Origin of the sequence: Rhizobacter sp. (genome assembly GCF_035702065.1) — a bacterium.
Classification (GTDB): Bacteria; Pseudomonadota; Gammaproteobacteria; order Burkholderiales; family Burkholderiaceae_C; genus Rhizobacter.
On sequence record NZ_DASSRA010000333.1, the window covers coordinates 1 to 9,113 of the forward strand.

At 67.3% G+C, this 9,113-nt stretch carries 9 protein-coding genes; 7 read left to right on the plus strand and 2 right to left on the minus strand.

Annotated elements, in window-relative coordinates; genetic code table 11:
• The 7 genes from VFL64_RS14905 to VFL64_RS14935 all read left to right on the plus strand — a co-directional run.
• Window positions 1-397, plus strand: a 397-nt coding sequence (locus VFL64_RS14905) for an ABC transporter permease (RefSeq protein ID WP_489541168.1), incomplete at its 5' end; no start/stop codon positions are given.
• Window positions 398-1,291, plus strand: a complete 894-nt coding sequence (locus tag VFL64_RS14910) for an ABC transporter permease (RefSeq protein WP_489541169.1) — start codon at window positions 398-400, stop codon at window positions 1,289-1,291.
• A 28-nt stretch (window positions 1,292-1,319) separates the two neighbouring features.
• Window positions 1,320-3,035, plus strand: a complete 1,716-nt coding sequence (locus VFL64_RS14915; RefSeq protein ID WP_489541170.1) for an ABC transporter substrate-binding protein — start codon at window positions 1,320-1,322, stop codon at window positions 3,033-3,035.
• Between the two features lie 145 nt (window positions 3,036-3,180).
• A complete protein-coding gene (locus tag VFL64_RS14920; RefSeq protein ID WP_489541171.1) occupies window positions 3,181-4,869 on the plus strand; it encodes an ABC transporter substrate-binding protein in 1,689 nt (562 codons plus the stop codon).
• Between the two features lie 124 nt (window positions 4,870-4,993).
• Window positions 4,994-5,977 (plus strand): ABC transporter ATP-binding protein, encoded by a 984-nt coding sequence (locus VFL64_RS14925; RefSeq protein WP_489541172.1) that lies wholly within the window; start codon window positions 4,994-4,996, stop codon window positions 5,975-5,977.
• A gap of 6 nt (window positions 5,978-5,983) precedes the next feature.
• Window positions 5,984-7,030, plus strand: coding sequence for an ABC transporter ATP-binding protein (locus VFL64_RS14930; RefSeq protein ID WP_489541173.1), 1,047 nt, complete (start codon window positions 5,984-5,986; stop codon window positions 7,028-7,030).
• Between the two features lie 65 nt (window positions 7,031-7,095).
• Window positions 7,096-8,340, plus strand: coding sequence for a TetR/AcrR family transcriptional regulator (locus VFL64_RS14935; RefSeq protein ID WP_489541174.1), 1,245 nt, complete (start codon window positions 7,096-7,098; stop codon window positions 8,338-8,340).
• Here the strand turns inward: VFL64_RS14935 and VFL64_RS14940 are convergent.
• Both VFL64_RS14940 and VFL64_RS14945 read right to left on the minus strand, forming a co-directional pair.
• Window positions 8,333-8,710 carry a ribbon-helix-helix domain-containing protein gene (locus VFL64_RS14940; RefSeq protein WP_489541175.1) on the minus strand — a complete coding sequence of 126 codons (378 nt, stop codon included), beginning with the start codon at window positions 8,708-8,710 and terminating at the stop codon, window positions 8,333-8,335. The genes VFL64_RS14935 and VFL64_RS14940 overlap by 8 nt on opposite strands.
• 61 nt (window positions 8,711-8,771) lie before the next feature.
• On the minus strand, window positions 8,772-9,113 hold a 342-nt coding region (locus tag VFL64_RS14945), incomplete at its 5' end, for a DJ-1/PfpI family protein (RefSeq protein WP_489541176.1).

The window sequence follows — 9,113 nt, forward strand, 5'->3', positions numbered from 1 at the left end:
CCCGGCGCTGATCCTCGGGGCCTCGCTGTCGGCCATCACGATGCGGCTCACGCGCACCATGATGCTGGAGGTGCTGCGCCAGGACTACATCCGCACCGCCTGGGCCAAGGGCCTCTCCGAGCCGCTGGTGGTGATGCGCCATGCGCTGCGCAACGCGCTGATCCCGGTGGTCACGCTGATCGGGCTGCAGGCGCCGCTCTTGATCGGCGGCGCGGTGATCATCGAGCAGATCTTCGTCATCCCGGGCATGGGCCTCCTGCTGCTCGACGCGGTGAACCAGCGCGACTACCCCATCATCACCGGCGTCTTCCTGGTGGTGGGCGTGGCGGTGATGGTGATCAACCTGCTGGTCGACCTGAGCTACGGCCTGCTCGACCCCAAGGTGAGGTTCCGTTAAATGTCGGCAGTCATCAACACCCTGGCCACATCGGCTGTGTCGCGCCCGCCTTCGCGCGGCCTCCTCAAGCGCCTGCTGACCACCAAGCCGCTGGGCGCGGCCGGCGGCGCGGTGCTGCTCTTCATGCTGGTGATCGGCATTGGTGCCGAGCTGTTCGCGCCCTACGGCTTCAACGAGATCAACATGCTCGAGCGCCTGCAGGCGCCGTCGTGGGCGCACTGGTTCGGCACCGACAACCTCGGCCGCGACGTGCTCTCGCGCTGCATCTACGGCGCGCGCCTGTCGGTGATCATCGGCTGCTCGGCGGCGCTCCTGTCCACCGTCATCTCCATCCTGATCGGCGTGACCAGCGGCTACTGGAGCGGCCGCTTCGACATGGTGATGCAGCGCTTCGTCGATGCGTGGATGAGCTTCCCCGGCCTCATCATCCTGATCGTGGTGGTGTCGGTGTTCGGCCCCGGCATGCCGCAGACCATCATCACGCTCGGGGTGCTGCTCGGCATCGACGGCTCGCGCATCATCCGCAGCGCCGTCGTCGCCGTGCGCGAGAACATGTATGTGCACGCGGCGCAGTCGCTGGGCGCCTCGTCGCTGCGCATCCTGTGGAAGCACATCCTGCCCAACGTGATGCCGGTGGTGATCGTGATCTTCACCACCCGCGTGGGCACCGTGATCCTGGCCGAGTCGGGCCTCGCCTTCCTCGGCCTGGGCGTGCCGCCGCCCGCTCCCACCTGGGGCGGCATGCTCTCCGGCAGCGGGCGCACCTACATGTTCCAGGGGCCTTGGCTGGCCCTCGCACCGGGCCTGTGCCTGACCGTGATGGTGTATGCCACCAACGTATTCGGCGACGCCCTGCGCGACCTGCTCGACCCCCGCATGCGTGGCTCGCGCTGACCCCTTTTCGACAACCACCCTCACCCTCATGCAACTGACTTCGCTCGCGCGGCACCTGCGCACCCTGGCCCTCCCCACCGCGCTGGCCCTGCCTTTCGTTTTGGCACCCACCCTCGGCATGGCGCAAGCCGGCAAGCCGCAGTACGGCGGCGCGTTGAGCATCGGCAACGTGTACCTGACGGTGTCGCCGCTGTCGGCCGACTCCGCCGACTGGGCCTGGAAGATCAACCAGGATCTTGGGCTCGCCTATGAACAACTGTTTTCGGCCGATCTCAGCAAGTCCAAGCGCAACGGTGGCAAGTACACCTTCAGCTCCGACGCCTGGCTGCCCACCGACTCGCTGCGCGGCGAGCTGGCCGAAAGCTGGAAGATGGAACAGAACCCCCTGCGCGTGACCGTGCAGCTGCGCAAGGGCGTGATGTTCCCGGCCAAGCCTGGTGTGATGGAAGCGCGCGAGCTCAACGCCGAAGACGTGGTCTTCAGCTACGACCGCATCAACAAGAGCGCGAAGAAGATCCCCGGTTACTTCGACCACATCGACAAGGTCGAGGCCGTGGGCAAGTACACCGTGGTCTTCCACATGAACAAGTACAACGCCGAGTGGGACTACCGCTTCGGCTGGGGCTACTACTCGGCGATCGTGCCCAAGGAGGTGGTGGCTGCGGGCGCGAAGGAGTGGAAGAACGTCAACGGCACCGGCCCCTACCAGATGGGCGAGTACGTGCAGGGCAGCTCGCTCAGCTTCAACAAGAACCCCGTCTACTGGGACAAGGAGAAGATTGGCGGTGTCGAGTACAAGCTGCCCTTCGCCGACAAGATCACCTACCGCTACATCAAGGACGAAGCCACCTTCCTCACCGCGCTGCGCACCGGCAAGCTAGACATCCTGGAAGCCGTGCGCTGGAGCGCGGTGGAAGAGCTGAAGAAGAGCGCGCCGCAGATCCAGTGGAACCGCTACCTGGCCAACGGTGGGCAGTTCATCGCCCTGCGCATGGACACCAAGCCCTTCGACGACGTGCGCGTGCGCCGCGCCATGAACCTGGCGGTCGACAAGCAATCCATCATCAAGAGCTACTACGGCGGCAACGCCGAGATGCTGACCTACCCGATGCACCCGAACTACGTCGGCTACTACGAGCCGCTGGAGTCGATGCCCGACAGCGTGAAGGAGCTCTACACCTTCAACCCCGCCAAGGCGAAGGCGTTGCTGGCCGAGGCCGGCTACCCGAAGGGCTTCAGCTTCAAGGTGCAGACCTCGAGCTCCAGCGTCGAGGGCGACATGCTGGCGCTGATCGCCGCCAACCTCTCGAAGGTCGGCGTGACCATGGAGATCGAGACGCTCGACTACGGCGCCTACCTGTCGGCCATGACGACCAAGAAGAACGCGCCGGGTTACTTCATGTTCCTCGGCCACACCAACCCGACCACGGCGCTGCGCAAGAGCTTCGTCAAGGGCCAGCTCTGGAACCCTTCGCAGTTCTACGACGCCGACATCGAGAAGAAGATGGCCGAGGTGTACGCCGAGCCCGACGAGCGCGTGCGCCAGGTCAAGGTGCGCCTGATGACGCGCCAGGTGCTGGAGGCCGTGCCCAGCCTGCTGCTGCCCACGCCCTACGTCTACACCGGCTGGTGGCCCTGGGTGAAGAACTACGGCGGCGAGCTGCGCGCCGGTGCCGAGCGCCCCGGCCCCATCCATGCCCGCATCTGGATCGACCAGGACCTCAAGAAGAAGATGGGCAAGTGATGTCTGCCCCTCGTCCGTCGAGTACGCCGGCCGATCCCCCGAGGGGATGCGGGCCGGCTTGGGAGCGGCCCGGCGCTCGGCCCGCTCTCGCCGTTCACCGCTGCTGAATCGAATCGCCCTGCAACAAACGCAAAGGAGACCCTCGATGAAGAACCTGAGACTCTGCCTGACAGCCTGCAGCCTGGCCGCGGCAGCGGCACTCGCCCCTGCCCACGCGCAGGAGAAGCCGCAGTACGGCGGCGAGCTGCGCCTGGGCACGGTGTACGTGGGCATCTCGGCGCTGTCGTGGGACCCGGCCGACTACAACTGGAAGATCAACCACGACGCCGGCGGCCAGTACGAGGTGCTGTGGTCGGGTGACCTCTCCAAGTCGGTGAAGGCCGGCGGCAAGCACAAGTTCGTGGCCGATGCCTGGCTGCCCAGCGACGCCATCCGCGGCGAGCTGGCGCAGAGCTGGAGCTGGAAAGACCCGCTCACGCTCGAAGTCAAGCTGCGCAAGGGCGTGATGTACCCCGAGAAGCCGGGCGTGATGAAGGCGCGCGAGTTCGTCGCCGACGACGTGGTCTATGCCGTCGAGCGTCAGCAGAAGAGCCCGAAGAAGATTCCGCAGTACCTCGACCACATCGCCAAGGTCGAAGCCGTCGACAAGAACACCGTCGTCTTCCACTTCAAGGAATACAACGCCGAGTGGGACTACCGCTGGGGCTGGGGCTACTACTCGGCCATCGTGCCGAAAGAGGTGGTGGAAGCCGGCGCCACCAACTGGAAGAACGTGAACGGCACCGGGCCTTACCTGCTGCAGGACTTCCAGGCCGGCAACTCCAACACCTACGTGAAGAACCCCAACTACTGGGACAAGGAAAAGATCGGCGGCGTCGAGTACAAGCTGCCCTTCGTCGAGAAGATCACCTACCGCACCATCAAGGACGAGGCCACGCGCTACTCGCTGCTGCGCACCGGCAAGCTCGACATCCTGGAAGTGATCCGCGCCAGCGAGGTCGAAGACCTGAAGAAGCAGGCGCCGCAGCTCAAGTGGTCACGCACGCTGGGCATGGTCGGCACCTACATGGCCATGCGCGTGGACGTGAAGCCCTTCGACGACATCCGCGTGCGACGCGCGATGAACATGGCGGTCGACAGGCAGGCCATCATCAAGTCGATCTACAGCGGGCACGCCGAGCTGTTCGGCTTCCCCATGCACCCCGACTACACCGGCTACTACGAGCCGCTGTCGGCCATGCCGCAGGCGGTGCAGGAGCTCTACACCTACAACCCGACCAAAGCCAAGCAGCTGCTCACCGAGGCAGGCTACCCCAACGGCTTCTCGTTCAAGGTGCAGTACAACGCCGTCAACAGCGCGCACGGCGACCTGGTGCAGATGCTGGCCGCCTACTACGACAAGATCGGCGTCAAGCTCGAGATCCAGCCGATGGAGTACCCGGCCTTCCTCTCGGCCATGACCACGCGCACCAACGCGCCGCTCTACCTGATGGACAACGGGCACACCAACCCGACCACCTCCATCCGCAAGAACTTCGTCAAGGGCCAGGTCTGGAACCCCTCGCAGTGGGACGACCCGGCCTTCGAGAAGAAAGTCACCGACGTGCTGGCCGAACGCGACGAAGGCAAGCGCCAGATCATGCTCAAGGTGCTGACGCGCGAGATCCTCGAGAAGGCGCCCTACGTGTGGCTGCCCACCGCCTACAACTTCAACGCCTGGTGGCCGTGGGTGAAGAACTACGACGGCGAACTGCGCGCCGGTGCGGTGCGGCCGTGGCCGATCTATTCACGCATCTGGATCGACCAGGACCTCAAGAAGAAACTGGGCAAGTGATGCTCGACACACCAGGTTCATTGATGCAGTGGATGCCGGCCTTCGCCGGCATGACGGCACTCCCACCGTGTCATCCCGGCGAACGCCGGGATCCACTGCGCATCAGCGAGCCAAAGGAACGCAATTGACCGAACCCCTGCTTCAAGTCCGCAACCTCACCACGCGCTTTCGCACCGAGCGCGGCGAGGTCACCGCGGTCGACAACGTCTCCCTCGACGTCGCGCCCGGCGAGACGCTGGCCATCGTCGGCGAATCGGGCTCGGGCAAGAGCGTCACCGCGCTCTCCATCCTGCGCCTGATCCCCAACCCACCGGGCCGCATCGAAAGCGGCGAGATCCTGTTCGAAGGCAAGGACCTGGTGAAGATGAGCGATGCCGAAATCCGCGCCGTGCGCGGCGACCGCATCGCGATGATCTTCCAGGAGCCCATGACCTCGCTCAACCCCACCATCACGGTGGGCCGCCAGATCGCCGAGCCGATGAACCTGCACCGCGGCACGGCCTGGGAGCAGGCGATCAAGGTCGCGGGCGACCTGCTGGCCAAGGTGCGCATCCCCGATGCGGCCACCAAGGCCGGCGCCTACCCGCACCAGTTCTCGGGCGGGCAGCGCCAGCGCGCCATGATCGCCATGGCGCTCGCCTGCAAGCCGCGGCTCATCATTGCCGACGAACCCACCACCGCGCTCGACGTGACGGTGCAGGCCCAGGTGCTCGACCTGCTGAAGGAGCTGTGCCGCGAGACGCAGGCCTCGCTCATCCTCATCACGCACGACCTCGGCGTGGTCGCGCGCTATGCCGACCGCGTGGCGGTGATGTATGGCGGGCGCATCGTCGAGCAGGCGAGCGCGCGCGACATCTACAAGCGCCCCCAGCACCCTTACACCCGCGGGCTGCTCGCCTCGGTGCCGCGCCTGGACGGCGATTCGTCGCAGCGCCTGGTGCCCATCGAAGGCTCGCCGCCCGACCTTTCGCGCCTGCCGCCGGGCTGCGCCTTCGCCCCGCGCTGCCGCCACGCCACGGCCGAGTGCAACCAGCAGCGCCCGCAGCTGCGTCCGGTGGGCGCGCAGCACATCATGGCCTGCATCCACGACGCCACCGCCACGGCCTGACGACCCATGACCGCTACCTCTTCTCCCTCTCAACCCGGCGACGAGCTGCTGCGCGTCGACGACCTGAAGGTCCACTTCCCGGTGTTCTCGGGCGCCGTGATGCGCAAGCAGGTCGGCGCAGTGAAGGCCGTCGACGGCGTGTCGTTCACACTGCGCCGCGGCGAAACGCTGGGCCTGGTCGGCGAATCGGGCTGCGGCAAGTCGACCACCGGCCTGGCCGTGCTGCGCATGCTCGACATCACCAGCGGCCGCGTCGTCTTCGAGGGGGAGGACATCACCGCGCAGGACAAGCGCACCGGGCGCTTCCGCCGCCGCATGCAGATGGTCTACCAGGACCCGTACGGCTCGCTCAACCCGCGCATGACCGTGGCCGACATCGTGAGCGAGCCGCTCGACGTCTACAAGATCGGCACCCCGGCCGAGCGCCGCGCGCGCGTGGCCGAGCTGCTGCAGACCGTGGGCCTGCTGCCCGACATGGCCGACCGCTACCCGCACGAGTTCTCGGGCGGGCAGCGCCAGCGCATCGCCATCGCTCGCGCGCTTGCGCTGGAGCCCAGCCTCATCATCTGCGACGAGCCGGTGTCGGCGCTCGACGTGTCCATCCAGGCGCAGGTGGTCAACGTGCTGGTCGAGCTGCAGCAGCGCCTCGGCCTGTCCTACCTCTTCATCGCGCACGACCTCGCGGTAGTGCGCCACATCAGCCACCGCATCGCGGTGATGTACCTCGGCCGCATCGTCGAGATCGCCGCCAAGGACGACCTCTACCAGCGCCCGCTGCACCCCTACACCCGCGCGCTGATGTCGGCCGTGCCGGTGGCCGACCCCGAGATCGAGGCCACGCGCCCGCGCATCGTCGTGACGGGCGAGGTACCCAGCGCACTCAAGCCGCCCTCGGGCTGCCGCTTCCACCCGCGCTGCCCCGAAGCCATGGACATCTGCAAGACGCAGGACCCGCTGCTGCGCGACATGGGCGCGGGCCGTGCCGTGGCCTGCCACCTTCACACCCAGGCGGTGCCCATGAGCATGCCGGTGTCAACTCGGGCGGCGGCCTGAAGAAGTTGCGCGCGGGCCCTCGGCATAATTCGACCCCTTCCATGCCCGCCCGCAAGCCTCCGCCGATGCCCGCCACGACGCTGCCGCCCCAGACCCAGCGCTTCCAGGAGAAGCGCGAAGCCATCCTCAGCGCCGCGGCCGAGCTGTTCAACCAGCACGGCGTGAAGGGTGCCACGCTCGCCGACATCGCCAGCAGCGTGGGCCTGGTCACCAACAGCGTGACCTACTACTACCGCAAGAAGGAAGACCTGGCGACGGCCTGCTTCCTGCGCGCCATCGAGGTCTTCCGCAACCTCATCGAGCGTGCGGCGAAAGAGAGCAGCGTCGAGGCGCGCGTGCGCGAGTTCTTCCGCCTGCACGCGGTGCTGCTGGCCGACATCGACCGCGGCACGCACGCGCCGGTGATGCAGTTCAACGACATGCGCGCCCTGCCAAGCCCGCATTTCGAGCAGGTCTCCAACGCCTACAACGAGATGTTCCGCCGCCTGCGCGAGATGCTGCGCACGCCGCAGACGGCGCAGCTCGGCCGTGCCGACCTGGCCGCCCGCACCTACATCGTGCTCTCGACCGCGCACTGGCTGCGTGGCTGGATCGACCGCTACGAGACCGGCGAGTACGAGCGCATCGGCGAGCGCGTGAGCGAGATGGTGATCCACGGCACCGCCGGGCCGGGCTCGGTGTGGTCGGCGCCCACGACGGCCGAGCTGGGCTGGCATCTCACGAGCGACGAAGACGCACCCTCCGAGGCCTTCTTGCGCGCCGCCTCGATGCTGGTCAACGAACAGGGCTACCGCGGCGCCTCGGTCGACATGATCTCGGCCCAGCTCAACGTGACCAAGGGCTCGTTCTACCACCACAACGACAACAAGGAAGACCTGATCTCGGCCTGCTTCGAGCGCACCTTCGCGGTGATCCGCCGCGCGCTCACCCTGTCCGAGGGCATCGACGGCACCGGCTGGGACCGCGCCTGTGCCATGTCGCGCGCACTGGCGCGCTTCCAGCTCTCGCCCGAGGGGCCGCTCTTGCGCCAGGGCGCGACCAGCGCGCTCTCCGACCCGGCGCGCCGCAGCGAAGTACGGCGCACCATGAGCCGGCTCACCGAACGCCTGGCCGGCCTGGTGGTCGATGGCATGACCGACGGCTCCATCCGCCCGCTGCACCCGGTGATCGCCGCGCAGGTGGCCAGCGGCCTCGTCAACTCGGCGTCCAGCCTCAGCCACTGGGTGGCGGGCGTCTCGCAGGACAACGTGGCCGAGGTCTACGTGCGACCGATCTTCCTGGGCATCCTGTGCCCGCCCAGCACTAGTTGACGGCAGGTTCGTGCGGCACGGCCCAGCCCGCCGGCAGGTCTTCCAGCACCTTGCGCGCATCGAGCGAGCGGATGGGTACGTTCACGTCGGTCGGGATGCGTTGGTGTGCCTGCAGGGCCATGTAGCGCAGCGCGCTCACGCGCAGGAACGAGGCGAAGTTGCCCACGGCCTCGCCGCGTGTGGCCACCAGCTCGTCGTGAAGGCGCTCCAGCAGCTGGGTGACGCTCATGCCGTCGCGCCGGCCGATCTCGGCCAGCACCTCCCAGTGCAGGTTCTCCAGCCGGATGCTGGTGATCACGCCATGCAGGCGAACCGAGCGCGTGCGCGACTCGTAGCTCTCGGGGTCGGCGCTGATGAAGATCTCGCACATGGTGGCCTCCAGGATGCAGGGCCACACCATATGCCGATTCAGCGCGCCCCTGCAATCGTGTTCACCCTTCGATCGTCGTGCCCAGCACCGCCAGGAACTGCGCCAGCCACGCCGGGTGTGCCGGCCACGCCGGGGCGGTGACGAGCTTGCCGTCGGTCACGGCCTGGTCGACTGGGATGTCGGCATAGGTGGCCCCCGCGAGTTCGACCTCGGCCGCGCAGGCCGGGTAGGCCGACACGCGCTTGCCGCGGATCACGCCAGCCGCCGCCAGCAGCTGCGCGCCGTGGCACACCGCGGCGATCGGCTTGTTGGCCCGCGAGAAGTGCTGGACGGTGGCGATCACCTGCTTGTTCATGCGCAGGTACTCGGGTGCACGCCCGCCGGGGATCAGCAGCGCGTCGTA